Source organism: Sphingobacterium sp. UBA7253 (assembly GCF_002472745.1).
Classification (GTDB): Bacteria; Bacteroidota; Bacteroidia; order Sphingobacteriales; family Sphingobacteriaceae; genus Sphingobacterium; species Sphingobacterium siyangense.
The window spans coordinates 1-26,256 of sequence record NZ_DKSP01000056.1 but is presented as its reverse complement, the minus strand read 5'-3'; the positions used below and the strand labels follow the sequence as shown (position 1 = coordinate 26,256).

Below are 26,256 nucleotides of genomic sequence, written 5' to 3'. Positions count from 1 at the left end.
CGCAATAAGACTAAAATCACCAAACAGTCATATAAACCATCGGAGACCCGATATCGATAAAAGTGACTTTTAATTTCATCACTAGATAACCTAACTGACTTGGAATTTCAGGTTAATTTGTTTTAATTTTGCATATGTTTAATCACGAGAAAAAAGACATTTTCTTCGACCTAGATCATACCATATGGGATTTTGATAAAAATGCCGAAGAAAGTCTGCACGAGCTATATTTTAAATACAAGTTTGATCACTTGTTTAATCAAGAGTCATCCACTCGTTTTATAGAAACTTATACAGTTAACAATCATCGACTTTGGGGACTCTATCATCACGGAAAGATTTCAAAACCAGAACTCAGGAAAGCTCGCTTTGCAGATACCTTTACCGAGCTCGGTGTGGATCCAGAGTTGTTTCCTGAAGAATTCGAACTGGAGTATCTCGCTATCTGTCCAAAAAAAACAAACCTGTTTCCCCATGCACATGAAACCTTGGCTTATTTGGGTGACAGATACAATCTTCACCTGATATCTAATGGTTTTAAAGAGGCCTGTGAGACCAAACTGGAAAAGAGCAACCTAAACAAATACTTCAAACATATTTTTATTTCAGAAGTCATCGGTGTGAATAAACCGGATCCCCGAATATTTGAGTTTGCTATGACGACTGCTCAAGCGCAAGCCCAGCAATCACTGATGATCGGAGATAACCTTGACGCCGACATCCGTGGAGCCGTAAATGTAGGCATGGACGCCATTTTCTTTAACCCAAATGTTATTGAAAAACCAGACGATGTATCACATATGATTATCGACTTGAAAGAATTACAATCGATACTATAGAAAATAGAAAAAGCAGCTTAAAGCTACTTTTTCTATTTTAGAACCTTAACGGTAATATTCTTAAACCATACATCATTTCCATGATCCTGAAGACCGATAAGCCCCGATTTGCTATCGCCACCAACATGGCTCAACAATTCAAAAGCCAAAGGCCATTTTTCCTCACTGAATTTACTTTTTTGCAATAAATCAATCCAGGACTTATCCCATAATGTATATTCAACAACCTTTACACCATTTTGAAAATGCTCTACCTTGCCATTGTTTACTCTGATCTTAACTTTATTCCACTCGCCATACGGTTTACCATTCTGAGGCTTAGCAGGGATCATATCGTACAATGATGTCGATTTACGGTTTCCATCTACACCCATTTTAGCATCAGGATGGTTCTCATTGTCCAAAACCTGACATTCTGGAGACGAGATATAAATCGGTTGTCCTTCCACTTCCTTCGCTAAAAAGAAGATACCTGAATTTGCTCCTTTAGCAACTTTCCATTCCATCTCCAATTCGAAATTCTTGAAATCATGAGCAAAGACCAAGTCACCACCTTCTTCTTTACCAACATTGGCTTGACTATCAAATTTGATCGCTCCCTCATTAATTACCCATCTTTTTGGCACTACTGTCTTATCATATCCTCTCCAGCCTTCCATGGAAGTACCATCAAAAATAACATAGGCCCCAGCTTTATTCTTTTTAAATTTCTTGATATCTACACGGGGTAAATCTAAGATTTTGTAAGCAGGAACCTCTTTTTTTGCTTGCGCTACGGCAGTATTAAGATGTGCTGAAAAAGCAATCACCGATACCGCAAGAACTGTTTTTAATAACTTCATTCTTTTTAGTTTTAGGTTTGTTTTAAAATTAAATTTAAGCATTTGAGTGTATAAAGAGGAATATTTTTTAATATTCCTCTCCGCCACCCATTTCATTTGTATTCGACACTTTTTTCTTTGATTTGTTTAAATCTTGGCTACCAAACCGATAGGAAAGTGATAAGGTTACCATCCTCTTCATCCAACGGTGCTCAAAATCTGATATAAGTTGAGCAGTCTCCGTCACACCATTCATTTTTCGCGAATTAAATACATCTCTCACATTCAACATAATTGAAGCTTTCTTCTTGAACACATCTTTTTTTAAGGCTAGATCCATACCTTTCATGGCATTCATCTGCCCCTGAGCCATTACACGCGAAGAATTATACTCGCCTCTCATTTGAGCAGAAAACGTTGGTGTAAAACGATAATTAGCGGTCAGATTAGCATTATAAGCGAAATCCTTTCGTTCTTTAATATCGTAGTCCGGGTTTGCATTATACTGAATGTGGATCAAATTGAGATTAAATGTAAAGTCAAAATCCTTCGTTGCGTTGACTTTTGAAATAAACTCAAAACCCGAAAGATTACGACTGGTCATATTCTCCCATCTACTGTATGTTCTTCCATCCTCTATCTTGTAAACAAATGGCTGAATAACCTCACTTGCGTGATTGAAATAGGCAGAAGATATGAGGTTTACTTTACCAAAGGTTTTGGCAAAGCTCATTTCCAAACTGTGTACATCTTCCGGTTTCAGATTCGGATTTCCCTGACGATAATTCAAATCATCGGATACGTTTAAAAATGGGTTAACTTGCCAACCACGAGCCCGTTGAACACGGCGCGAGTAGCTAAATTGAACTTTATCCCCATTTTCACCAACATCGTAGGTTAAAAACAGTGTTGGATATAACCTGAAAAATTTCTGTTTAGCATTGGATTCCGTTTCCACTGCAGCTGGATCCTTGGAGAAATAGGTGGACTTGAGTTCAAATTGCTCTCCCCGGAGTCCAATTTGATAGCCAATTTTATCTGTTAATTTATTTTGATAATTCGCATAAATCGCATGGACAGTACTCGTAAAATCAAAATCGTTGCTGATTCTATAATCCGGCACATAATTACCTAAAGAATCGAGTGATCTGGAAAATTGTGTATCAAATGACTTTCTGATTTGAGACCTGTAGCCTGCCTCGAATTTGCTTACCTCGGAGAAAGGTAAAACATAATCCAATTGAAGATTGATATTCTTACCATCCTCAGACGTAACATTCTTCCGTGAGGTGGCCTTCCGCCCATCGGTGTAATTTTGAGAAAAATCATTTGTACCATCTTCCTTATCTCTCCCATAACTTGCATTCCCCGTCAACTCCTCTCCTTCTCGCTTAAATTGATGTCTAAAATCGGCGTTTAATTCATAACCAAGATCATCTTCAAATTGTGTTGAATTTCGAACACTCGTTCCTGTCATCTGCGATTGCTTAAAGAACTCGTAATTCAAGTCTTCTATTCGCTTGTTATCACGTATACTTAAATTACCCGAAAAACTCAATGAAGTACGGTCTGTCATATTATAATCAAACCCAGCTTTTACCGTATGGCTATTGCCCTTTCTTGACGATTCGGATTCGCTATAATTACGCGTGCTATCCCCAAAAAACCTGTTGTCCGTTTTCCCACTTCCCAACATGTTTCGTTTATTGAAGTTATAGGATCCGAAGTAATTGAATTTCCGATCACGATAATTCAATGTTATACCAGCCATATAATTATCATAAGAACCAGCGGATGTATTTATCGATCCGTTCAGCCCTGTTCGAATATTTTTCTTTAAAACGATATTGATAATCCCAGTTTGGCCCTCTGCATCATATTTAGAGGATGGATTTGTGATGACTTCAACTTTTTCAATTGAATTGGCAGGTAGACTCTGAAGCAAAGAAGTTACATCATTTCCTGCTAAGGCAGACTCCCGTCCGTCGATTAAAATCTTCACACTACTTGATCCACGCAAACTGACCGATCCATCCTGATCAACTTGCAAAGTGGGGACATTCGCAAGCACATCGGTCGCTGTTCCACCCGCGCTGACCAAACTCTCGCCAACATTGAAGGTTTTACGGTCTATACCAATTTGCATGGCAGGAGCTCTTCCTTCAATAACAACTTCGTTCAACATATTACCTGTAGATTTCAAAGCAATTCGACCTAAGTCCTTGCTTTTACTTCCTAAGACCTCTATACTATCAATGGTTTGTGTCTCGTAGCCAACATAAGTAATACGGACATTATATTTACCAGGTTTAATATCAGACAACAAAAGGAATCCTTGGGATACAGACTGTCCCCCCTTAACAAAGACGTTACTATAGGCGTCCAAGAGCGCGACACTAGCCGATGAAATAGGTTTAGAAGTTTCGCTATCGACTAAAATAGCTTTGATTTGACCTGTTTGAGCAAAAAGAACAACAGGTAAAAAGAATACAAATAAGAAAGATTTAAACGATTTAGCGTAAAAAAACATGCTTCAGCTTAGTTTATAAGTTATAGTGCAAAGAAAACTAAAACTTACAGACAAAATTGAAGCGTAACCATATTATTACGGTAACAAAAGAATAGCAAATTACTCCACAGAAACAGTCAATCCCTCGGCTTTCAGAATTTTACGATAGATCTCCATCTCCGTATAAGTACCCTCCAGTACAGCACATTTCCCCTCAGTATGTACTTTCCAGGCAATCTTCTCAGCTTGCTTCTCGGTATATTGTAAATGATAGATGAGACAATGAATCACATGTTCAAACGTATTGGTTTCATCATTCCACAAAATGAGGCGATTAGACTCTTTCACAGAGGCTAATATCTCTTCTAACGTAAAGGTTTCTTCAGCAGTTTGGGTACCCATGCTGCAAAAATAGAATATTTTTTTCTAAATTAACGATAATATAAAAGGGAAGAATACAATCAATTAGAGGAATTTATTATGTTACAGTCAAAAATTGCAGGAATTGGCTATTACGTCCCAAAAAACGTATATACCAATAATGACCTAACACGCTTTATGGATACCAGTGACGAATGGATTCAAGAACGAACTGGCATTAAAGAACGTAGATATGCAGACCGAATAGGCGAAACCACCACCACTATGGGGGTCGAAGCAGCTAAAATTGCCATCGAACGAGCCCATATTACACCTGAAGATGTCGACTTCATCATCTTTGCCACCTTATCGCCAGATTATTATTTCCCGGGCTGCGCCGTTCTACTGCAACGGGAAATGAAGATGAAGGAGATCGGGGCACTGGATATTAGAAACCAATGTTCTGGTTTTATATATGCGCTTTCTATTGCCGATCAATTTGTCAAAACAGGGATGTACAAAAATGTGCTAGTGGTTGGTTCGGAGAAACACTCTTTTGCGCTTGACTTTTCTACGAGAGGACGAGCCGTTTCCGTGATTTTCGGAGATGGTGCCGGAGCAGTAGTTGTGCAGCCTACAACCGAAAATGGCAAAGGAATCCTGAGCACGCACTTACATTCAGATGGAGCCGAAGCCGAAAAGCTAGCGATGTATTACCCCGGAGCTTCCAGTGGAATTTGGTTAGATAAAATGCCCAATTGGCCGGATCAGGAATTGGGCGGATTATTAATGACCAAAGAGATGCTCGAAGATGGAACTGCGTTTCCAAATATGGATGGCCAGGCCGTCTTCAAAAAAGCTGTTGTCAAATTTCCTGAGGTCATTCATGAAGCGCTGGCAAAAAATAATTTAAAAACCAGTGATATCGATTTATTGATTCCACACCAGGCCAATCTTCGCATTTCGCAATTTGTACAGAAAACTCTTGGATTAAGGGAAGATCAGGTATTCAACAATATTCAGAAATATGGGAATACCACTGCGGCTTCTGTACCGATAGCACTATGCGAGGCTTGGGAAGAAGGAAAGATTAAAGACGGTGATCTCGTATGTTTGGCAGCTTTTGGAGCAGGATTTACCTGGGGTTCAGCCTTAATTCGATGGTAGATAATAGCGTATATAGAAAAAGGGCTGATCATGTGTGATTAGCCCTTTTTCTATATATTTCGGAATAAAAAAATTATCCGTTTGATAATGCTGCTGCACCAGATACGATCTCCGTCAATTCTGTTGTAATTGCAGCTTGACGTGCCTGGTTGTAAGATAGCTTAAGTGATTTGATTAAGTCACCAGCATTCTCTGTAGCTTTATCCATTGCCGTCATACGTGCTCCATGTTCAGAGGCATTCGAATCTAAAACAGCTTTGTATAATTGAATCTTGATTGCTTTAGGAATCAACTCCTCGATAATCTTCTCTTTGGAAGGCTCGATGATATAATCCACCTCAGCTTCTATTTTTGCTTTATGCGTATGTTGCTTGTTTTCCTCCGCAGGTAATAATGGTAAAATCTGCTCTGCAGTCAACTCTTGAACTGCTGCATTTTTGAACTGATTATAGACCACTTCAACACGATCAAAATTACCTTCTTTGAATTGTTCCATGATAAATTCAGTCACCACAGATACAGAACCAAAATTTAAATCAGAAAACAAATCAGAGTGATTAGCTACCATATTGAAGTTACGTTTCGAGTAGAAGTCATAACCCTTTTTACCAATACCAATGATACTCAAATTACCCTTTGCATGTTGCTCGGCATATTTGTTAAAGATCAAGTTATTAGTCGCTTTGATAACATTTGCGTTGAATGCTCCAGCCAAACCTCTATTAGAAGAAACAACAACGATCAACACCTTATTTGGCTCGCGGTCTACTGTAAAAGGAGAGTTACTTCCCTCAACACTCGCAGAAACATCCGCCAAAATATCTCTTAGTTTATTCGCATATGGGCGCAATTGTAAGATAGCGTTAGTAGCGCGCTTCAATTTAGCAGCCGAAACCATTTTCATAGCTTTCGTGATCTGCTGTGTTGATGATACCGAGGTAATCCGGTTTCTTACTTCTTTTAAATTTGCCATATTTGTTTTAAGTATTAAGTACCTAGTATTGAGTATCGAGCCTTGTCGATAGACTCAATACCAAATACTCATTACTATTAATATTTTGATGCTAAATCCTTAGCTACTGTTTCTAATACTGCAGTTAATTCATCGGAGAACTTATTCGCTTTAAAAGCTGACAATACTTCTGGATGACGTTGTTCCAATTGAGTCAAGAATTCTTCTTCAAATTCTCTCACTTTATTTACAGGAACATTACGCAATAAACCTTTAGTTCCGATATAAATGATCGCCACTTGCTTCTCAACAGAAACCGGAGAGTATTGACCTTGTTTCAAGATCTCAACGTTACGAACACCTTTATCCAAGACAGATTTAGTAGCAGCATCTAGATCAGAACCGAATTTCGCAAAAGCTTCCAATTCACGGTACTGAGCTTGATCCAACTTTAATGTACCGGATACCTTTTTCATCGGTTTGATCTGCGCATTACCACCTACACGAGATACAGAGATACCTACGTTGATCGCTGGACGGATACCTGCGTTAAACAAGTTAGACTCCAAGAAGATCTGACCATCTGTAATTGAAATTACGTTGGTTGGGATATACGCTGAAACGTCACCAGCTTGGGTTTCAATGATCGGAAGCGCAGTTAATGAACCACCACCTTTCACCAAGTGTTTGATCGATTCAGGTAGATCATTCATATTGCGTGCGATATCATCTGAAGAGTTGATTTTCGCTGCACGCTCCAACAAACGGCTGTGTAGATAAAATACGTCACCTGGGTATGCTTCGCGGCCCGGTGGACGACGTAACAATAACGAAACCTCACGGTAAGCTACCGCTTGTTTAGACAAATCATCATAAACGATCAATGCTGGACGGCCTGTATCACGGAAAAACTCTCCGATAGCAGCACCTGCCATTGGCGCATAGAACTGAAGTGGAGCAGGATCAGCAGCAGATGCAGCAACAACTACTGTATAAGCCATAGCACCTCTTTCCTCCAATGTACGCACGATATTCGCAACTGTAGAATTTTTTTGACCTACGGCAACGTAGATACAAAATACAGGTTCTCCTGCATCATAGAATTCTTTTTGGTTCAAGATTGTATCGATACAAACAGCTGTTTTACCTGTTTGACGGTCACCAATAACCAACTCACGTTGACCACGACCAACTGGAATCATCGCATCGATCGCTTTGATACCTGTTTGTAATGGCTCAGTTACCGGTTGACGGTAGATAACACCTGGAGCTTTACGCTCGATAGGCATTTCATACAAATCTCCTTGAATAGGTCCTTTACCATCGATTGGTTGACCTAAAGTATTTACAACACGTCCCAACAAGCCTTCACCAACTTTGATGGATGCAATACGGTTGGTACGTTTAATAGTATCTCCTTCTTTGATCTCATCAGAAGGACCTAAAAGTACAACACCAACGTTGTCTTCTTCTAAGTTTAATACAATACCTTGTAATCCGTTATCAAATTCAACCAACTCACCGGACTGAACTTTAGTTAAGCCGTAAATACGAGCAATACCGTCACCCACAGCAAGTACGGTACCCACTTCCTCTAGTTCGGCTTCTGATTTAAAGCCCGACAATTGCTCTCTTAGAATTGCCGAAACTTCATCTGGTCTTACCTCTATCATTTTAATTATTATAAGGGGTTTTTTGATTTATTTTACTTCAAGTATCAGAACAAATTAATTATTCTGATTCAAATATCTTTCCAATTTATTCAACTTACCAGCAATACTTGCATCAATTTGGCGATCGCCGATATTGACTACAAATCCACCGATCAAACTATGATCAACTTTATTGATCAATATCACTTGAGCGTTGGTTTCTTTCGCAAGTACATCTTTCATCGCTGCCAAATTAGCTTCAGAAAGCGGCGCTGCAGATGTAACTGTAGCTTTCACAATTCCTTTTACCTCGTTGTACTCACGAATAAATTCTTGAGCAGTGGCATAAACAATCTCGCCACGACCTTTATTGATCATGATCTTAAAGAATGCCAAGATATTTGGATTGATCTTATCTTTAAATAGCGCATCCAATATGTTTTTCTTCTTGTCCAAAGGAACAATAGGATTGGCAAAAACAGCTTGCAATTCTGTACTGGATTTTAAAACAGCAATGAATGAATCCATATCCGCCTTGATTGTTTCCAGTGAGCCTTGCTCGCTAGCCAAGTCGATTAATGACTTAGCGTATCTTGATGCTACTTTAAATACTGACATAATTCTATTTCGTAATTTGAGTGACCGGATTAGTTCAATTTAACGTCATTAAGCAAATCTGCTACTAAAGCTTCTTGCTTTCCTTGGTCCTCAAATTCTTTGTTTAACACTTTACGAGCAATATCCAAAGACAAAGAAGAAACCTGAGACTTAACCTCTGCCAAAGCTTTGTTCTTTTGTTCGTTGATCTCGATTTTTGCTTGTGCAATCAATTTTGCACCTTCAGCCTGTGCCTGAGTTTTTGCCTCGGCTACAATCTTATCTTTAAGTTCTTTTGCTTCCTTAAGGATAACATCGCGTTCTGCGCGAGCTTCTTTTAGTAATTGTTCGTTCTCATTTGTTAAACGAGCCATTTCTAATTTAGCTTTTTCAGCAGCCTCCAAAGCACTTGCAATACCTTTTTCACGTTCGTCTAGGGCATCAACAATTGGTTTCCATGCGAATTTACCTAATAAAAAGATAATAACCACAAGGACGATGACCATCCAAAAAAACAAACCGTACGAAAACGAATGTATTAATTTATCCATTGTTATACTATATAATGATAATTCTTATTTTTTAAGATTCAGGAATAATATAACCTGCAACCAACCGTTGCAGGTTATACCATAAAACCGTTGTGACTATTTACCTAATAATAAAGCACCGAATGCTAAACCTTCAAGTAAGGCACCAATGATAATCATTGCAGTTTGGATTTTAGATGCTGCTTCTGGTTGACGAGCGATAGCTTCCATTGCAGAACCACCAATTTTACCTAAACCTAAACCTGCACCGATAACGATTAAACCGGCTCCAATTAAATTGTACATAATGTATGATTTGAATAATTAAAAAATTTACTAATTAATGATCGTGATGTTCTTCAACAGCCATACCGATAAATAAGGATGACAACATCGTAAAAATAAATGCTTGTAAGAATGCTACCAATAATTCGATAACCATCAAGAAGATTGTCAAGAACATGGAAACACCGATACTACCCACTACTGTCAATTGGTGTTGCAATAAATAAACAATTGCAATCAGTCCCATTACGACCGTGTGACCAGCTGTAATATTTGCAAACAAACGTACCATCAAAGAGAATGGTTTTGTAAACAATCCCAATACCTCAATTGGCGCTAAAACAAATTTAAATGGAACCGGAACTCCTGGCATCCAAAAAATATGCTTCCAGTAGTTTGCGTTTGCTTTGATATTCACAATTAAGAATGTAAAAAGAGCCAAACATAAAGTTACTGTAATGTTTCCTGTAACGTTAAACCCTAGTGGTGTCAAACCAACCAAGTTTAAAATCCAGATCAAAAAGAATACAGACAATAAATAAGGCATGAATTCCTTGTAACGATGACCAATGTTTGGAATAGCCATCTCATCACGTACATAGATAACCAAAGGCTCCAATACACGTCCAACACCTTTAGGTAAATTGTTAGCACCTTTTTTATATGTTTTAGCCAAACTAATAAATGCCCAAAACATTAAAAATGCAGCCAAAAACAAACCAACAACACTTTTAGTGATCGAAAAATCTAAAGGCATCGCTACAGATGGATGAAAATCGACAGCATCATGAATTTCATGAGAACCAATCACATAGGAAGTTTCAAATTCCTTTTTCTCTTCTTTTCCATCTTCATTTATAGTCATAACATAGCTACCATCAGCATTTTTACGATACTCATGACCAGTCAAATTACCAGTAGCATCAGTCTTATAAATTTTCCCGTGATACAATGCATAATATTGACCGCCAACCTCAGCAACTTTATTACCGTGATCGAATGCCGAAGCCATAAAAACTTTCAAGCCATTATCGATCAAAATTACCGGCAATGAAAAACCATAATGTTTACCTGTCTCTTCATCCGAAAAGAAGCTAAAATAATAATCATCTTGTAAGTGATGCTCAATATGGCTATTGATTTCCTCAGCCTGCGATTTTTCTCCGTGTGCATCCTCATTCGCCTTTGTTAAAAATGGCGCAACTGCAAACAGAATAACTGCTAAAAATTGAAGTGTTCTTTTAAGACTCACGATACTACTATTATGTTATTTAAAATTTTTTGCGAAAATACTATATATAAAGCACAAAAGCTACTTTAATATTACATTTTTTTGAAAAAACTATCGTTTTCTCCCTTAGGATTTGTTTAAAGCCTTGTAAGCAAATATAACATCGTAAAAAAGGAATAAAACGACAACGATCAAATAGTTATATTTTAAAATATCAGCCTGCGGTTTTGCCAACCCATTATGGATATAAACATAATTTAGGACAAACTTTAAAGTCAATAATCCCAAGAAAACAAAACCAACATATTGCGGAAATTTCTGCGAACAGTAACTTATCCCCACCATGATGATCACGGATAATATCAGTTGAAAAATATAAATTTCATACAATGGAAAATGTAGATCTTCCAGGGAATGTATACCATCAAAAGACTTTAACAAAAAGAAATGAACGGCAAAAATTAATACCGCAACAAAAAATAAAATAAGGGCCTGCTTTATATATACTATCATCTATCGTTTAATCGATTCACTTGTCTAATGACTTGATATAGAGAAATTCCAATCCCTCCAAGAGTACAGATCTTCATCCATAGTTGGTTCTCAGCATGAAACTTACCGTCCAGCCAATCCCCTAATAAATAAAATGCGTAAATGGTAAAAACCATCTGGGTTGAAATAGTCGTCAGCACAAGCCACTTGTTAGGATCTTTCTTGTTTTCCATAAGCAATCTTAAGGTTATCAATGGGCTTTCAACAAACTATATCACACAATTTGTTACAAATATACGCTATAAATTTTTATTGCCTACAATCCCAAAACTTTTTGTCCAATTTTAATATCCGGATAATCAATATCTGCCCCCAAAAGCATTTTAAGTTCCGAAGAAGACTTATCCGGATTTGCACGAATAACACCAAGAATACGATCCAACTTATCCTGCTCGATCAACTCTGTTGCTTCCACTTCCGTACCAACAAAGTTAATTAAATGTCCATATATCGTACCAGCGACCATCCCGCGCTTAACAGCTATATCAGCAATACTCATCCCATCCATTTCTAAGGAAATCTCCTTTGTATCCAACTTCTTAGGTCCTTCTTCATCTGCACTTTGTGCAGCCAATTCGTCTTTTTCTTTGGTCTTCACACTGGCAGCAACATCGAGCATCGCTGTTTGAAAATCTTCCCGTTTTGAAAGCGTTTCAGCAATAAGCAGACAATGCTGCAACTGCTCGCGTTTTCGCTTGTAATCAAGCAATAGTGCTTTTAACTCATCAATATATTTCTTCGTACGTTTTCGTATCTGATACTCTTCAATATGTTTGGTTAAGGCCTCAATCAGATCTACATCCATTTTCGGTAAAAACCAATTGACCGCAGCAGTAGAACGTTCACAAATTACATCATAGTCGATCGCGTTTTTATCCCGCAACAAATCATACAATACAACAATAAACTTATGTGCAACTTTCTCCTGGGTCTGAAGGTGCTTGACCAATTGTTGAAAGAATAGTACTGCTTGTTCCTTTCCATCAATATTACGCTCTTCAAGTGATTTCAGCAGCTCCGAAGTCTCGGCCAATAGACCGTCCCAACGGAAACCATGCATTAAAATCTGGCCAAGATAATTCCGCTGGCATTGCTCCAAAATCTCATTTACATCAACCTGTCCCTGAGCACGCTGCGCAAATTCGACAACTTGGTAATCTGTACGGATAGCATAAGAAGGGATGATCGATTTTAATACAAGCCCATCTAAACTCGTTAAACGGCTCAATGCAACGTACACCTGTCCCGCGGCAAAAGAGGTCCCTGCGTCGATGATTGCTTTTTGAAAAGTTAAGCCCTGGCTTTTATGAATGGTGATAGCCCAGGCCAGTCGAAGTGGAAATTGCGAAAATGTACCCAATATCTCCTCCTTAATCTGATCTTGCCCCTTGTCGTAATTATACCGAATATTCTCCCAAGTCTCTCTTTTTACCGTTACAGATTCCGACCCATCAGGAAATGTAACTGTTACTGTGCCCTGTACCGTATCGATGTCCTTTACCGTACCGATCTTTCCATTGTAATATTTACGTTCATCTCCCGAATCGTTTCGAATAAACATCACCTGCGCCCCTATTTTTAAAGACAACGTTTCTTCAGCAGGGTAGGACCCCTGCGCAAAATCATCTTTGACAACAGCCTTAAGATTTAACATTTTACCTGATAATGAGGCCAACTTGGCTCCGTTTATTTCATCAGCATTTCGATTATGGGAGGTCAATGTAATATACTGCTCCTCTTCATTTGGAACAAAGTCCTGCTGATAGTAACCATTTAAGGTCGTGAGCATGTCACTGGTACATTGATTGTTTCGTATGGCATTTAATATGGAAATAAAACCCTCATCTTGCTGACGATAGATTTTATTAAGCTCTAACATCACCAACGGATTATCCCTTAAAATTTTAGCGTTAAAGAAGAAAACAGAAGAATAATGATCCCGTAAAACATTCCATTCGGCGTCTTTCACTACTGGTGGCAACTGATACAAATCTCCGATAAACAATACTTGTAAACCACCAAAAGGCCGCATATCGCGACGAACAGATTGCAGGATCACATTAATCGCATCCAATGTATCTGCCCGGACCATTGAAACCTCATCAATCACCAAAAGCTCAAGTTCCTGCAAGATAGCCCTGCGCTGCTTGGTCAATTTAATCGTACTGAATAAACGTGATTTATTGTAAATATGACTATCCTGCTCGTCCCAACGTAATTCATAATCTTCTATAAAGGTTCCAAATGGAAGCCAAAATAAAGAATGTAAAGTGGTTCCGCCCGCATTCATCGCTGCGACGCCCGTGGGTGCCGTAATAGCCATCTTCTTGTAGCTATGCTCACGAATATACTTCAAGAACGTCGTTTTTCCTGTACCAGCCTTTCCTGTTATAAATATGTTTTGGTTCGTTTGGTTAACAAAAGCAACAGCCTGCATAAATGCAGTATTTTCCCGATCGACTTGAAAGTTTGACATATCCTGAAATTAGATTGATCACAAAATTAGCAATTTCATTTTTAACTTCACGCGACATATTATAGCTAGGGATATCCAAAACAGCTCCATTATAACGTATTTAGATAAAGCTAAAACGGTTAACTTAAAATATTAATGGATTTTTTTTATATTTAGCAACTGAATTAACGAATAACAAATTTTTAGAATTTTTAATATGGCTATAGATAAAATCGCATTGTTTGAAAAAGTACAGGAAATGCTGACATCCAAAGGTTTTCGTATTGATAAATCAGATGCTGCACGCCCTTGGGGAGGATTTTTCGTTATCGACGAATCCCAAGCACAAGAATTTGCCGATGAGTACTTCGGCGGAATGGATGTACAAGAATTAAGAATCTCAGGGAAATTAAGTCCAAAAATTTTAATTGTTGCACCAGAGAAAAGACTTTCATGGCAATATCACCACCGTCGTGCCGAAATCTGGCGTGTTATCCAAGGTAACGTAGGCGTTATGGTTTCTGACACAGATGAAGAATCGGTTGTTTCAACATTGAAAGAAGGCGAAACGATTAGATTGCGTCAAGGGCAACGTCACCGTTTAATTGGATTGGATGGCTTCGGTATTTTAGCCGAGATCTGGCAGCACACAGATGCCAACAATCCTTCTGATGAAGACGATATTGTTCGCGTACAAGATGATTTTGGCAGATAATAGTCCCACAAGACCGTTACCGCCCAAACAAAGATTCCCAATCAACAATTGGGAATCTTTGTTTTTACCCCAAACATAAAGCGCCATAGCAGCCGATTCACTCTCCCTAATTTGCATTTCATCGCTTTTATCCAAGCTCCTCCACCCCATGTCCATTTCAGGTGTTCCATAACGCAATTCATTAGAAGAGAATATTAATTTTTATTATTTTAGTAGAGATATAATCAACTATGACATGATGAGCAACGACGATACTAAAAGAGGATCCAGTATATTAAACAGTCTGAAGAAATTAATTTTTGAGGACGATCAGCCGCAGCAAACTCCGCCGGCACAAGCCCCACCGGCTCCGACCACTAATGCCGCTCCTGAAAGACCGCAGGTACCACCGGCATATTCATCGCCGACGGTCCAGGCTCCAACTGGAAAAACACCGCCCCCAATCCCTATAACAGCCAATGACGGAACAACCGACCTCAAAGAAATGAAATTAAAGGTCTATGCCATTCTTGAAAAACTCAACGAACAGGGTGTAGATTTTTTCGAAGTATGGAATGCTGCTGCCGCAATGGGAAAAGTAGAGGAAAACACATTAAAAGCAGCCTATACTTCACTGAAATTTGTAGACAGGTCGTTAACCAAGGATAAACTGGTAGCAACTGGCACAAATTATGCTAATAAACTGAAAGAAACCATTGCCAAAGAATCGGAACAAAAACAGGCTGAAAAGAAAAAGACTGAACAAGACCGAACCATGGAGATTGCAAATCTGAACACTGAAATCAAAACAATAACGGATAATATCGCCAAATTGCAAGATGACCTACAGAAAAAACAACTCGCTTTGGGTCAAATTAATGAAAAGTACGAACCAAGAATTAAAGATATCGAACAAAAAATAAACATCGGCAACGCGGCCGTTGATGAAGTGGTCACCGAAATCAACACTGCATTGCATATGATTAATCAATCAATAACATAAAAATAAATCAATGGAAAGAAAAGATCAGTATGTTAATATTCCCGCTGAGATAAAAACGCAACTTCCGATATTTCAAGTACTGGGCGATCATCTGCCTGCACAATTAAAATCACCAGAAGCGAAGAAGACAGCTTCGTCGATCTTCTTTTGGGCACTTTTACTTGGTGGAGCCTTTGCTTTTTTCAAGTACTTACCGATTATGCTGGAATATGCCGGAAAAAGTATACTTTTTGTGATATTCAGTATAATCCTGATTACCTTATTATTGCTAGCCCCAAAGATCATTGCACTATTGCACCGATTGGGAACCGTCCTACTTTTTAAAGGTGAAAAATCCATCATTAGAAATAACCCTATCGAAACCTTACAACTGTTATCAAGAGATGCAAAAGACACCCTGAAACGCGTGAAGGAAAAAATCAGCAATGTAGACGGTGTCCGCATCGACATGATTCAAAGCGGTGAAACTGCTCAAAAAACAGCCGAAGAGAAGTACACCTATGCGAAACGTTTCACCGCTGAAGCGGCTAATCTCGACGAGAAATCAAAGGAGGAAACGAGCAAAAATAATGCAGAGAAGGCAAATGCTTATGCAAGAGATGCCAAAGAAACACGTACCAAAGCATTTCTATTGGGAAAAGAAGGTGAATCTGAAGAGCAAAATGCGCGCAGTTATGTCCAATATGCCAATCAATTTGCAAAAGTATTGGAAGTCCTAAAAGATAATGAAAGCGCAGCGCGTATCTATGTCAGCACCTTGGATAGCAGCATTTCCATTATTTCCAAGAAGCTAGAAGCCACTCAAAAGATGAAAAATGCCACCGATGGCCTAGCCGATGTGTTCAATATCAAAGATGGTTGGGCATTTCAAGAGGCCATGAATGCAGCAACAGGTGCCATCAGTCAAAATATTGCCTCTATCCGATCGAATCTTGATTTCTTGGATCAAAACAACAACATCACCGTGGGTGGCACGCCTACTCAAGGTGAACTGGAAGAGTTTATCCGCAAAGTTGACGAACGTAATCTAAATGTATTAAACGTAACGCAAATGGCCGATGCCAGCTATGAACTCAAACCCGAAGAAAAAGTAGATAAAGGATTTACATTACTCGATTAATATTAACTAAAATCAAACTTATTATACGAACATTATGGAAGAAAAATCAACATGGGCAAGATTAAGATGGCCAATCAAAGCAATTATCATCGCCTTACCTATTCTCGCAATCGGTTATTGGGCCATTCAATCGGGCAAATTTGATGCTAATTCGACAGTCCAAACAACAGATTCAACAAGCAATAATGGTCATGCGGCCGCACCTTCATCAGGCTCAGAAACGACTCGTTCATTCAACTATCAACCCGAAAAACCAGTCGACGGCGAATACAAGGGTGTCGTTGAAGTGGGCGCTTCGGGTTTCAATTCCTTTGTCGTCAATATGGACAAAGAAAATCGCTGGGAGATCATTTCCAAAGACTTTGGAAAGTCATTTGCCTACGAAGGATTGGCAAATACGGAAGACATCCGTAAAGGATTAAAAGATTATATAGGCATGATGCTCGACAAAGGCGTCAAATCCAAAAACATACATTTCGTCATTAGCTCCGGAGCTCAAAAAGAACCTAAAACTTCAGTTATCAGTGCTGAACTAAGAAAAATGGGCTTTGTGGTCAACTTGGTTACAGCGGAGCAAGAAGGAAAATTAGCGTTAAAATCTGTCCTACCGAAAGCTTACGAAGATAATTCATTTGTTGTTGACATTGGCTCCGGTAACACCAAAATTTCCTGGATTGACGGTGACACAAAATCGGTAGAAGCACCCGGTGCAAAATATTATGAAAAAGACCTTAAAGATGACGCTGTCTATACAGAAGTAAAAAAATTAGGCGAGAAAATTCCTTCAAATAAAAGAGAGGTTTGTTTTATTATAGGCGGGGTTCCTTTTGAACTAGCATCACAGACACGCCAAGGTGAAGAGCGTTTTACGGTTTTGAACGATCCAGCATCTTACAAAACAGATAAAGTAAAAACAAAGAGCGGTGTCAACATCTATAAAGCAATTAAAGATGCAACCAATTGCGACACCTTCGTATTTGATTGGGATGCCAATTTCACGATCGGATTCCTACTTTCACTAAACAAATAGTCAAGACGATTAGCATAAAAAAAGCGCTTTTCTCAATAAAAGAGAACAGCGCTTTTTTTTTGCAACCTTTTTTGTTATCCCATAAAACTCAAGAGATATAAAACAATAATGATCGCCAATACTAAAAAAGCGATTTTCCAAAAGCTATAAGGTCGTTGTCCATAAACTTTACCGTTAAATGCATTGACCATGATCTGATAACTCTTTCCTTTATACTGATATGCAGATAACCATACAGGTAAAAGAATATACTTCAATTTAATGGATTTAAAATCGCTATCAATAGAATCAATATCCTGTGTATCACCACCGATGTCATCCTCAACCTGACGTTCGATTTCCCGATCCATAATAGCCCGGGCAGTTTCCGCCGCTTTTACATGATCCACACTAAAAGTTTCAGCGATAAAGCCACTTAAATATTGCTCATTGAAAGGTTTTAGATAGCCCAAATTCCAAGGTCCGATTTTATCAGAGAACTTTTCGGGAAGAGATGTTGATCCCGAAATGACAATATCCTTAAATTGACTATAGATACTACCTGAAGCTGGATACCAATTTGTTCGTCTTTCTTCGTATTCTTCCGTCTCACCATCCGAATTGCGTCTTGTACGCGTCAAATAATAATACTCTCCACGTGACCCGACGTAATCAGAATGTACATCTGCATCATAGGACCAAAATGGTATATACACTCCTTTTAAACGATCATTTCTTGAATTAAAAATTCGCTTAAAGTCATTCGGAGCGAACCATATCTTACCGGCCCATTGTGTCAATAGCCCAAAAGCATTTTTGTAATCAACGGAAAAGGGAACAAGACCATGTGGCTTCACAATACGCTTTTGCTGATGGTCAATTACCAAAGGTGAAGCACAAAAAGCACATAAATCTGCCGTAACATGAGGATTCAAACGCGAGTTTGCGCCACAGTTACTACAATGCACAACTTCAGCCAAATAGCTATAGCGCTCATCAGCGACCCCTTCCATTGCTTGTCCAAAGACTTTATAATCTGTTGATTCAATATGGCCATTTTCCGCTATCGGGTCCGCTATTTCATTTCTAGTTCCACAATAAGAACATTCTAAATAGGAAGTACCAGGCTGATAAGTCAAGATAGCACCACAGCCCTGGCATTTTAACCCCTGCTCTATTTCGGAGGTTTTTTCTTCAAAACTCATAAAACTCGGTCGTGCGTTTTATCCTAAATTCCTGGTATAGGTGGCGGATTCTGCGAGAACAAGTCCTTTAATTCGCCTACCTTTTCAGCCTCAATCCAGTTTTCAAGGCCCTCTTTCCAAACCAAGGTGGCAAGTGTCATCGTCCCGTCTTTTATCAGACCGCGCAGCTGTTCCGGATCAAATGGCCCTTCCTGTTTACCTTTAATGGCCAGGTAATAAGCTACCGTTTTGGGCAATGGAGGCGGTCCTACAGGCCCTGAAGATGCAGCAGCAGATCCCGTACCAGTAGGATTATTCCCATCAAAGCTGTTTTGCTGAAATACATTGCCCATTTGACCAACCATTCCTGCTCCCAGTCCGGCACCAAATCCAGCACCTACGATCCCCCCACTATTGGGATTCTCAGCAGCTTTCTCCATGGAATTAGCGGCTTGAAACTGGGCATATGCCCCTAGATTACCAACGACTCCCATACTGCTTCGCTTATCAAGGGCTTTTTCCACCTCTTCTGGGAATGAAATATTTTCGATTAAGAATTTCGTTAAGCTCAAACCCAACTCATCAAAATCAACCCCAATTTTTTGTTGTATCAAAGCCGAAACTTCATCATAATTGGATGCGAGGTCTAAGGCTGGTATCTTCGACTCAGCAATAGCATCCATCCCACGCGATACCGCAATATTTCGAAGCTGCTCTGTGATATCTTCAACAGTAAAAACAGGCGTCGTCGCAACCAGCTGTTTCATAAAAACAGTAACGTCCTTCACCTGAAAAGAGAAATTACCGAAAGCCCGAAGTCGAATTGGTCCAAATTCAGGATCCCGCAGCATAATAGGATTTTTGGTTCCCCATTTCTGATTGACAAATTGTCGAAGGTTGACAAAATAGACATCGGCTTTGAATGGGCTATTGAACCCATATTTCCAGCCTCTGATGGTTGTCATGATCGGCATATTCTGTGTTGTCAATTCATAGCGACCAGGCTGAAAGACATCCGCAACCACGCCTTCATTCAAAAATACCGCAGCCTGTCCTTCCCGCACAGTCAACTGCGCACCCATTTTTATTTCATTCTGATACCGTGGAAACTTCCACACAATCGTATCTGTGCTATTATCGACCCATTCGATAATATCGACAAACTCATTCCTGATTTTATCAAATAATCCCATAAATTATTCTCGTTACAATTACTTACACTAAATGTAAACATTTCCCATCAAACCAGCAATTTTCTCCGGCGGCACGCAAACTATCGATATCTAAAAAATTTAGCCTTTTAAACTACTTATCGTAGTTTATTTTTTTTACTTTTGTTAGCTAAGTTCTACATTAATTTATGAGTACATATAACGAAGACAGCATTAGGTCCCTGGATTGGAAAGAGCATATTCGCCTTCGTCCGGGAATGTACATTGGAAAATTAGGGGACGGTTCGGCCTATGATGATGGTATCTATGTTTTATTGAAAGAGGTCGTTGACAACTCGATTGATGAGTTTGTTATGGGCGCTGGTAAAATTATTGATATCACGGTAAACGAAAATAAAGTTTCCGTACGCGATTATGGACGTGGTATTCCAATTGGTTCTGTGGTTGATGTTGTTTCTAAAATCAATACAGGTGGTAAATATGATAGTAAGGCTTTCCAAAAGTCAGTTGGTTTAAATGGTGTCGGTACAAAAGCCGTAAATGCTTTGTCCAGTCAGTTTACCGTACAGTCTTATCGTCAAAATATAACACGCATCGCCCAATTCTCCAAAGGGGAATTAGTCAACGATGAACAAAAAGATACCACGCAACGAAATGGTACAGCCGTAACATTTTACCCCGACGATTCTATTTTCCGGAATTATAAATATAGGCCTGAATTTGTTGAAAACATGATCTGGAACTATGTTTTTCTAAACTCAGGTCTTACGATCAACTTTAATGGGCAAAAGTTTATTTCTGAGCACGGACTAAAAGATCTATTGGAACGGAATATTGATGCTGAATCCATGCGCTATCCGATTATTCACTTACGGGGGGATGATATTGAAATCGCGATGACTCACGGCCAGCAGTACGGAGAAGAATATTATTCTTTTGTCAACGGTCAGCATACCACGCAAGGTGGAACACACCAGGCTGCCTTCCGTGAAGCGCTTGTCAAAACAATCCGAGAGTTCTACAAAAAAGAATTTGACGCATCGGATATTCGTTCATCAATCATCGGCGCCATCGCGATCAAAGTCCAGGAACCTGTTTTTGAATCACAGACGAAAACAAAGCTAGGATCTCAAAGTGTAGGCCCGGAAGGTCCTACTGTAAGAGGATTTATCAATGACTTTGTCAAAAAAGCATTGGATGATTACCTACATAAAAATCCGGCTACGGCAGATGCTCTTCAAAAACGTATTCTACAGTCTGAACGTGAACGTAAGGATATCGCCGGGATCAAAAAACTCGCCAACGAAAGAGCGAAGAAAGCCTCTTTGCACAATCGTAAACTACGTGACTGTAAAGTGCACTTCAGCGATAAAAATGAACGTAACCAAGAAACAACTTTGTTTATCACTGAAGGAGATTCGGCATCTGGTTCAATTACCAAATCGCGCGATGTGCAGACTCAAGCAGTTTTCAGTCTAAAAGGAAAACCGTTAAATTCCTACGGTATGTCCAAAAAGATTGTTTATGAAAACGAGGAATTTAACCTCTTACAACATGCACTTAATATTGAAGACGGTCTCGACGGGTTACGCTACAACAATATCGTAATCGCTACCGATGCCGACGTCGATGGAATGCACATCCGTCTGTTATTATTGACATTTTTCTTGCAGTTTTTTCCAGACCTTGTCAAGGCTGGCCACGTTTCCATCTTACAGACACCACTTTTCCGTGTCCGCAACAAGAAGGAAACGATCTATTGCTATTCCGATGAAGAACGACAAAAAGCAATCGCAAAATTAGGCGCTAAACCTGAAATTACCCGATTCAAAGGTTTAGGTGAGATATCACCTTCCGAATTTGGATTATTTATCGGAAAAGATATCCGACTTGACCCGGTTATCTTGTCCAAAGACAATAAAATTCAACAGTTATTAGAATATTACATGGGCAAAAACACACCAGACCGACAAAAGCATATTGTCGAAAATCTACGTGTTGAAGTTGACCTTGAAGAAGAACTAACAAAAAAAGCGGGTTAAAATAACCCGCTTTTTTAGCAACCTACAACCACCTTTCATGCACAACCAAACTTTAATTCTGATCCAATGTCAAGATGCCGTTGGATTAGTCGCCAACATTTCAAATACGCTAGCAAAATATCAACTCAATATTGTCACCATGCGTGAATATGTGGATGAAGAAGCCAACAAATTTTTCGTGCGTGTCGTGTGTAACGGTATCGTACCTGAGCAGAAACAGCTTTCCGACTCTCTTGCCGAAGTACTTCCCCCATCCGCTCAGATACAGATAAACCCCAATAACCGCAAAAAAATCGTCGTCCTCGTGACCAAGGAGCATCACTGCCTCGCCGATATCTTGGTACGACAACACTTCGAAACATGGGGAGCGGAGGTGCAGGCAGTAATTGGCAACTATGAATCACTACGCTCCTTTACGGAAAAGTTCGATATTCCATTTCATTGTATCTCACATGAAAACCTGACAAAGGAAACATTCGAAAAACAACTGATCGCACAAATCCAAAACTATAATTTCGATTATATTATTTTAGCGAAGTTCATGCGGATCTTGTCCCCTCAGTTTGTCAATACCTTTGAAAATAAACTGGTCAACATACACCATTCATTTCTCCCCGCTTTTATTGGTGCCAACCCGTACAAGCAGGCTCATGCAAGAGGAGTTAAGATCATCGGCGCCACAGCGCATTTCGTTACCGACCAACTCGATGAGGGCCCCATCATCGTACAGGATATACGACATGTCAACCACACCTATACTGTAAAAGATATGGTAACTGCCGGAAAAGAAATAGAAAAGGCTGTTTTGAGCCGAGCAATTCGTCTCCTTAGCGAAGATCGTGTGATGCGCAACGACTACAAGACAATTGTATTTGAATAGTGATTACAATCATTTCCCGATAAAACAATCGTTACTTTTTTTCAGCGTTATTCTCCATTATTTCGTAAAAGAAATATTTAAGAATGACGCATACTTTTCATATCCCCGTATTAGGCTTAGCTTTCTCCATCGACTCCGCACTTAAGGTCGCACAATACGGCATCTCCTCCGTAATGTCTATTGTTGACGATGAACTAATTGAGCGCATGCGCCGCTATTACTGCGGACAATATCAAATCTCCTATCATCCGATCGCTAAAACAGAAGAAGATTACCGAGCAAAAAGAATTACGGCCTATCTCAATCTTGTACAGTTTGTGGTCAATAGGCAAATCGAGGCCTTAAAGCGTCAACCTTTTACCGAAAATTCCGAACTTACCAAATATTTTCAGCTTCTACCCGATTCACACCCTTCAAAACCAATTTATCATGCGATGGAAATTGAAAGCAATCGCGCGATTAAAACCGAGCTGCAAGATCTATTGATCAATTACCTCAAAGCGGGAGACATCGATGTTAATATTATGTCCAAAGTCGATAAAATGAATTACCAGGATGGTAACCTATTGAATCAACGTTATTCGGATGCTTCAGCAGCCTTACGTGGTTTTGCAAATTCCACACTGCATTCCTCTCTTATTCTTTCCGCAGGGATGAATCCACACCTATACGCTTACCTCGCTAAATTACCGGCTTTCTTCCCAAATAGTGAAGGTCTATTTGACAAAAAAGTCGTTTTGAAAGTAAGTGACTTTCGATCGGCGCTCATCCAGGCAAAATATCTCGCTAAGCGTGGTGTATGGGTATCTGAATTCAGAATAGAATCCGGTTTGAACTGCGGTGGTCATGCCTTCGCAACCGATGGTTTTCTTCTGGGGCCAATCCTTCAAGAGTTTAAAGAGAAAAAAGAAAGTCTGAAAACCGAACTTTTCGAGATATACCACGAATATTGGACTTCCCAAAAGCGCTCATTAACAACTCCCCCCATCATCAAATATACAGTTCAAGGAGGTGTGGGAACTGCTTCAGAACATCAGTTCTTGTTAAATTATTATGAATTCGATGCCGTAGGATGGGGATCCCCATTTCTGATGGTTCCCGAAGCAACCACGGTAGATCAAGAAACCTTAAAAGCATTGGAAACGGCCAAGCAAGAAGACTTCTACTGTAGTGGGGCATCTCCCTTGGGAATTCCCTTTAACAATTTCAGAAAAAGTGGCGCGGAGTACCTACGATTGGAACGTATAAAAAAAGGGCGCCCCGGTAGCCCTTGTAAAAAAGAATACCTTATTTCGAACACAGAGTTTAGTGATAAACCGATCTGCACCGCATCACGCGTCTATCAACATCAAAAGATCCAGGAACTCCAAAAACAAAACCTGTCCGCTGCAGAATACGATAAAGCCTTCGACGCCATTACAGAGAAAACCTGTCTTTGTGAAGGGCTCGCAGCACCCGCCTATCTCAAGTACAATATCCAGAAGAGCAAAGAACAGACCGCTGTATCCATCTGCCCAGGCCCAAATCTTGTCTGGTTCAAAAAACAATATTCTTTGCGGGAAATGATCGACCACATCTATGGCCGTATTTCGGTTTTTGAAAATGACAACAGACCTTTTATTTTAATTAACGAACTCAATCTTTATATCGATCATATTCAAAAATATGTCGCAGACAATAAAAATATCATGAACGATAAAAAGATAAAATATGTAGCCAAATTCAAAGCACAATTACAAGCTGGAATAACCTATTACAACGAACTTACCCAACACTTATCGCTCATTCCACAAAACATCAGCGCAGCGATCCCAAGACAGCTTGAACTTGCATCACTACGTTTAAAAGACATACATATTTAACTCCCTGATATAGCTTAAAAACAAACACGGGGCGCTTAAATAAGCACCCCGTGTTGTTATCAAAGAATCTTTTGACAAGTCTTACTCCGCTATTTTGCGAAATTTACCAAATACGCCAAGTGGAAGTTTTGGTCCTGCAGTTGCTTGTAAAAACAACTCCCCTATTTCTAAGTTTTCCACTTTTGGAAAAGCCGTCTTAATTAAATTTTCAACAATAACAGAAGAAAAGCCTAATGAATACGTATTTAAAATCAAGAAATGTTCTTTAGGATCCAATAGTTGAACGACCTCAGTCATCATTTCCATAATGTGATCTTCCAATTTCCATTTCTCTCCCTTCGGCCCATGTCCGTATGCCGGTGGGTCCAAAATAATCCCATTATACGTATTACCTCTTTTCAGCTCACGTTTTACAAACTTCAAAGCATCTTCAACCACCCAACGAATGTTATCCAAATTGGAAATTTCCATATTTTCATTAGCCCAGGTAACAACCTGTTTAATCGAATCTACGTGCGTTGTATCCGCGCCGGCAGCCTTTGCTATTAAAGAAGCTCCACCAGTGTATGCAAAAAGATTTAGAACCTTCGGTTTCTCCGTCTTAAATGAACGAACAGATTCCGAAATATAATCCCAATTTACAGCCTGCTCCGGAAATATCCCGACGTGTTTAAAAGATGTCAAGCCCAATCTAAATTTGATTGCCACGTCGTTATTTTTATATTCGATGTGCCAACGGTCCTGAACCTTCGGATTTTTCTTCAACCATTCTCCAGAAGTAGCCGAACGACCTTTGAATTTGATATGGTAACGCTTGTTCCACTCCGCATCACTTAATGCCTTAGGCCATACAGCCTGAGGTTCTGGTCTGATTAAAATTAAATCACCGAAACGTTCCAGTTTTTCAAAATCACCACAGTCAATGAGTTCATAGTCCTTCCAATGCTGTGGGGTCAATAGTTGTATATTTGTTGCTGCCAAAATCAAAATTTTCCGACAAAACTAAGCTAAATTTCAATATAAAAGAAATCTGCACGATGCTAACGCAGATCAAACACCTAAAATTAAGCGCAATAAAACCCTCTTCTCACATGTTATTGCCCCATTGAAGCTTTAGCACTTTTCATTAATGGACTTGCAAAAACAAAGTTGTTCAATTCTTCCACATCCGATCGCATCATATCCTTATTGGAACCTTCCCAGAATTTTTGTCCCTTATAGAGAAACAAAATATACTCACCGATTCCCATCACAGAATTCATATCATGTGTAACAACGACTGTCGTACATTTCAATTCTTGCGTAATTTTTAGCACCAATTCGTCAATAACAATCGAAGT

Annotated in this window: 24 protein-coding genes and 1 pseudogene; 9 read left to right on the top strand and 16 right to left on the bottom strand. The window is 39.3% G+C overall.

Going from position 1 to position 26,256, the window contains the following annotated elements:
• Positions 1–134: 134 nt before the first annotated feature.
• On the top strand, positions 135–839 hold the full coding sequence (locus B2X72_RS05145) for a YjjG family noncanonical pyrimidine nucleotidase (RefSeq protein ID WP_075994164.1): 705 nt from the start codon (positions 135–137) through the stop codon (positions 837–839).
• Between the two features lie 32 nt (positions 840–871).
• Here B2X72_RS05145 and B2X72_RS05140 read toward each other — a convergent pair whose 3' ends face one another.
• From B2X72_RS05140 to B2X72_RS05130, 3 genes are all read right to left on the bottom strand, one after another.
• Positions 872–1,681 (bottom strand): 3-keto-disaccharide hydrolase, encoded by an 810-nt coding sequence (locus tag B2X72_RS05140; protein ID WP_083663849.1) that lies wholly within the window; start codon positions 1,679–1,681, stop codon positions 872–874.
• A gap of 67 nt (positions 1,682–1,748) precedes the next feature.
• Positions 1,749–4,190: a TonB-dependent receptor domain-containing protein gene (locus tag B2X72_RS05135; protein ID WP_286848467.1), complete on the bottom strand. Its 2,442-nt coding sequence runs from the start codon at positions 4,188–4,190 to the stop codon at positions 1,749–1,751.
• A gap of 99 nt (positions 4,191–4,289) precedes the next feature.
• Positions 4,290–4,571, bottom strand: coding sequence for an ATP-dependent Clp protease adaptor ClpS (locus tag B2X72_RS05130; RefSeq protein ID WP_046671971.1), 282 nt, complete (start codon positions 4,569–4,571; stop codon positions 4,290–4,292).
• A 78-nt stretch (positions 4,572–4,649) separates the two neighbouring features.
• On the opposite strand from B2X72_RS05130, the gene B2X72_RS05125 reads away from it, so the two are divergent.
• A complete protein-coding gene (locus tag B2X72_RS05125; protein WP_088162933.1) occupies positions 4,650–5,696 on the top strand; it encodes a 3-oxoacyl-ACP synthase III family protein in 1,047 nt (348 codons plus the stop codon).
• Between the two features lie 73 nt (positions 5,697–5,769).
• Here the strand turns inward: B2X72_RS05125 and atpG are convergent, their stop codons facing one another.
• The 9 genes from atpG to B2X72_RS05085 all read right to left on the bottom strand — a co-directional run bounded on the left by atpG (position 5,770) and on the right by B2X72_RS05085 (position 13,971).
• The gene (atpG, locus tag B2X72_RS05120) at positions 5,770–6,669 is read right to left on the bottom strand and encodes an ATP synthase F1 subunit gamma (RefSeq protein WP_120333225.1); all 900 of its coding nucleotides are present in this window, start codon (positions 6,667–6,669) and stop codon (positions 5,770–5,772) included.
• A 77-nt stretch (positions 6,670–6,746) separates the two neighbouring features.
• Positions 6,747–8,321, bottom strand: coding sequence for a F0F1 ATP synthase subunit alpha (gene atpA, locus B2X72_RS05115; RefSeq protein ID WP_075994168.1), 1,575 nt, complete (start codon positions 8,319–8,321; stop codon positions 6,747–6,749).
• Between the two features lie 54 nt (positions 8,322–8,375).
• Entirely contained in the window at positions 8,376–8,918 is a 543-nt protein-coding gene (gene atpH, locus B2X72_RS05110; RefSeq protein ID WP_075994169.1) for an ATP synthase F1 subunit delta, read from the bottom strand.
• A gap of 29 nt (positions 8,919–8,947) precedes the next feature.
• Positions 8,948–9,448, bottom strand: a complete 501-nt coding sequence (locus B2X72_RS05105; RefSeq protein WP_046671966.1) for a F0F1 ATP synthase subunit B — start codon at positions 9,446–9,448, stop codon at positions 8,948–8,950.
• Between the two features lie 96 nt (positions 9,449–9,544).
• Complete coding sequence (gene atpE / locus B2X72_RS05100; RefSeq protein WP_021188666.1) at positions 9,545–9,733, bottom strand: ATP synthase F0 subunit C; 189 nt, start codon at positions 9,731–9,733, stop codon at positions 9,545–9,547.
• 34 nt (positions 9,734–9,767) lie between these two features.
• Positions 9,768–10,964 carry a F0F1 ATP synthase subunit A gene (gene atpB, locus B2X72_RS05095; protein ID WP_248932536.1) on the bottom strand — a complete coding sequence of 399 codons (1,197 nt, stop codon included), beginning with the start codon at positions 10,962–10,964 and terminating at the stop codon, positions 9,768–9,770.
• Positions 10,965–11,069: 105 nt separating this feature from the next.
• A complete protein-coding gene (locus tag B2X72_RS05090) occupies positions 11,070–11,456 on the bottom strand; it encodes a hypothetical protein (protein WP_075994171.1) in 387 nt (128 codons plus the stop codon).
• Positions 11,453–11,668: an AtpZ/AtpI family protein gene (locus B2X72_RS26600; protein ID WP_075994172.1), complete on the bottom strand. Its 216-nt coding sequence runs from the start codon at positions 11,666–11,668 to the stop codon at positions 11,453–11,455. The genes B2X72_RS05090 and B2X72_RS26600 overlap by 4 nt, the downstream gene beginning before the upstream one ends.
• An 83-nt stretch (positions 11,669–11,751) precedes the next feature.
• On the bottom strand, positions 11,752–13,971 hold the full coding sequence (locus tag B2X72_RS05085; RefSeq protein WP_286848464.1) for a helix-turn-helix domain-containing protein: 2,220 nt from the start codon (positions 13,969–13,971) through the stop codon (positions 11,752–11,754).
• Positions 13,972–14,167: 196 nt separating this feature from the next.
• Between B2X72_RS05085 and B2X72_RS05080 the strand changes: the two genes are divergently transcribed.
• The 4 genes from B2X72_RS05080 (at position 14,168) to B2X72_RS05065 (ending at position 17,797) form a co-directional block, all read left to right on the top strand.
• Positions 14,168–14,665, top strand: coding sequence for a cupin domain-containing protein (locus tag B2X72_RS05080; RefSeq protein ID WP_046671961.1), 498 nt, complete (start codon positions 14,168–14,170; stop codon positions 14,663–14,665).
• A 235-nt stretch (positions 14,666–14,900) separates the two neighbouring features.
• Positions 14,901–15,647 carry a hypothetical protein gene (locus tag B2X72_RS05075; protein ID WP_145327950.1) on the top strand — a complete coding sequence of 249 codons (747 nt, stop codon included), beginning with the start codon at positions 14,901–14,903 and terminating at the stop codon, positions 15,645–15,647.
• 10 nt (positions 15,648–15,657) lie between these two features.
• Positions 15,658–16,767 carry a hypothetical protein gene (locus B2X72_RS05070; protein ID WP_088162938.1) on the top strand — a complete coding sequence of 370 codons (1,110 nt, stop codon included), beginning with the start codon at positions 15,658–15,660 and terminating at the stop codon, positions 16,765–16,767.
• 34 nt (positions 16,768–16,801) lie between these two features.
• The gene (locus B2X72_RS05065) at positions 16,802–17,797 is read left to right on the top strand and encodes a hypothetical protein (protein ID WP_145327949.1); all 996 of its coding nucleotides are present in this window, start codon (positions 16,802–16,804) and stop codon (positions 17,795–17,797) included.
• 74 nt (positions 17,798–17,871) lie between these two features.
• On the opposite strand, the gene B2X72_RS05060 is transcribed toward B2X72_RS05065, so the two are convergent.
• On the bottom strand, positions 17,872–18,981 hold the full coding sequence (locus B2X72_RS05060) for a zinc finger domain-containing protein (protein ID WP_145327948.1): 1,110 nt from the start codon (positions 18,979–18,981) through the stop codon (positions 17,872–17,874).
• A 23-nt stretch (positions 18,982–19,004) separates the two neighbouring features.
• On the bottom strand, positions 19,005–20,153 hold the full coding sequence (locus B2X72_RS05055) for an SPFH domain-containing protein (RefSeq protein WP_286848462.1): 1,149 nt from the start codon (positions 20,151–20,153) through the stop codon (positions 19,005–19,007).
• A 167-nt stretch (positions 20,154–20,320) separates the two neighbouring features.
• On the opposite strand from B2X72_RS05055, the gene B2X72_RS05050 reads away from it, so the two are divergent.
• The 3 genes from B2X72_RS05050 to B2X72_RS05040 all read left to right on the top strand — a co-directional run bounded on the left by B2X72_RS05050 (position 20,321) and on the right by B2X72_RS05040 (position 24,916).
• Positions 20,321–22,174, top strand: coding sequence for a DNA topoisomerase IV subunit B (locus tag B2X72_RS05050; RefSeq protein WP_075994179.1), 1,854 nt, complete (start codon positions 20,321–20,323; stop codon positions 22,172–22,174).
• 37 nt (positions 22,175–22,211) lie between these two features.
• Complete coding sequence (gene purU / locus B2X72_RS05045; protein WP_145327945.1) at positions 22,212–23,054, top strand: formyltetrahydrofolate deformylase; 843 nt, start codon at positions 22,212–22,214, stop codon at positions 23,052–23,054.
• Between the two features lie 83 nt (positions 23,055–23,137).
• Positions 23,138–24,916: a hypothetical protein gene (locus tag B2X72_RS05040; RefSeq protein ID WP_145327944.1), complete on the top strand. Its 1,779-nt coding sequence runs from the start codon at positions 23,138–23,140 to the stop codon at positions 24,914–24,916.
• An 81-nt stretch (positions 24,917–24,997) separates the two neighbouring features.
• Here B2X72_RS05040 and B2X72_RS05035 read toward each other — a convergent pair whose 3' ends face one another.
• Positions 24,998–25,903 (bottom strand): class I SAM-dependent methyltransferase, encoded by a 906-nt coding sequence (locus tag B2X72_RS05035; protein WP_145327943.1) that lies wholly within the window; start codon positions 25,901–25,903, stop codon positions 24,998–25,000.
• 107 nt (positions 25,904–26,010) lie between these two features.
• A pseudogene (locus B2X72_RS05030) lies at positions 26,011–26,256 on the bottom strand (ABC transporter ATP-binding protein); the annotation flags it as partial.

Coding starts and splice junctions, on each gene's coding strand:
- B2X72_RS05145 (WP_075994164.1), top strand. CDS start 135: ATGTTTAATCACGAGAAAAAAGACATTTTCTTCGACCTAGATCATACC.
- B2X72_RS05140 (WP_083663849.1), bottom strand. CDS start 1,681: ATGAAGTTATTAAAAACAGTTCTTGCGGTATCGGTGATTGCTTTTTCA.
- B2X72_RS05135 (WP_286848467.1), bottom strand. CDS start 4,190: ATGTTTTTTTACGCTAAATCGTTTAAATCTTTCTTATTTGTATTCTTT.
- B2X72_RS05130 (WP_046671971.1), bottom strand. CDS start 4,571: ATGGGTACCCAAACTGCTGAAGAAACCTTTACGTTAGAAGAGATATTA.
- B2X72_RS05125 (WP_088162933.1), top strand. CDS start 4,650: ATGTTACAGTCAAAAATTGCAGGAATTGGCTATTACGTCCCAAAAAAC.
- atpG (WP_120333225.1), bottom strand. CDS start 6,669: ATGGCAAATTTAAAAGAAGTAAGAAACCGGATTACCTCGGTATCATCA.
- atpA (WP_075994168.1), bottom strand. CDS start 8,321: ATGATAGAGGTAAGACCAGATGAAGTTTCGGCAATTCTAAGAGAGCAA.
- atpH (WP_075994169.1), bottom strand. CDS start 8,918: ATGTCAGTATTTAAAGTAGCATCAAGATACGCTAAGTCATTAATCGAC.
- B2X72_RS05105 (WP_046671966.1), bottom strand. CDS start 9,448: ATGGATAAATTAATACATTCGTTTTCGTACGGTTTGTTTTTTTGGATG.
- atpE (WP_021188666.1), bottom strand. CDS start 9,733: ATGTACAATTTAATTGGAGCCGGTTTAATCGTTATCGGTGCAGGTTTA.
- B2X72_RS05090 (WP_075994171.1), bottom strand. CDS start 11,456: ATGATAGTATATATAAAGCAGGCCCTTATTTTATTTTTTGTTGCGGTA.
- B2X72_RS26600 (WP_075994172.1), bottom strand. CDS start 11,668: ATGGAAAACAAGAAAGATCCTAACAAGTGGCTTGTGCTGACGACTATT.
- B2X72_RS05085 (WP_286848464.1), bottom strand. CDS start 13,971: ATGTCAAACTTTCAAGTCGATCGGGAAAATACTGCATTTATGCAGGCT.
- B2X72_RS05080 (WP_046671961.1), top strand. CDS start 14,168: ATGGCTATAGATAAAATCGCATTGTTTGAAAAAGTACAGGAAATGCTG.
- B2X72_RS05075 (WP_145327950.1), top strand. CDS start 14,901: ATGATGAGCAACGACGATACTAAAAGAGGATCCAGTATATTAAACAGT.
- B2X72_RS05070 (WP_088162938.1), top strand. CDS start 15,658: ATGGAAAGAAAAGATCAGTATGTTAATATTCCCGCTGAGATAAAAACG.
- B2X72_RS05065 (WP_145327949.1), top strand. CDS start 16,802: ATGGAAGAAAAATCAACATGGGCAAGATTAAGATGGCCAATCAAAGCA.
- B2X72_RS05060 (WP_145327948.1), bottom strand. CDS start 18,981: ATGAGTTTTGAAGAAAAAACCTCCGAAATAGAGCAGGGGTTAAAATGC.
- B2X72_RS05055 (WP_286848462.1), bottom strand. CDS start 20,153: ATGGGATTATTTGATAAAATCAGGAATGAGTTTGTCGATATTATCGAA.
- B2X72_RS05050 (WP_075994179.1), top strand. CDS start 20,321: ATGAGTACATATAACGAAGACAGCATTAGGTCCCTGGATTGGAAAGAG.
- purU (WP_145327945.1), top strand. CDS start 22,212: ATGCACAACCAAACTTTAATTCTGATCCAATGTCAAGATGCCGTTGGA.
- B2X72_RS05040 (WP_145327944.1), top strand. CDS start 23,138: ATGACGCATACTTTTCATATCCCCGTATTAGGCTTAGCTTTCTCCATC.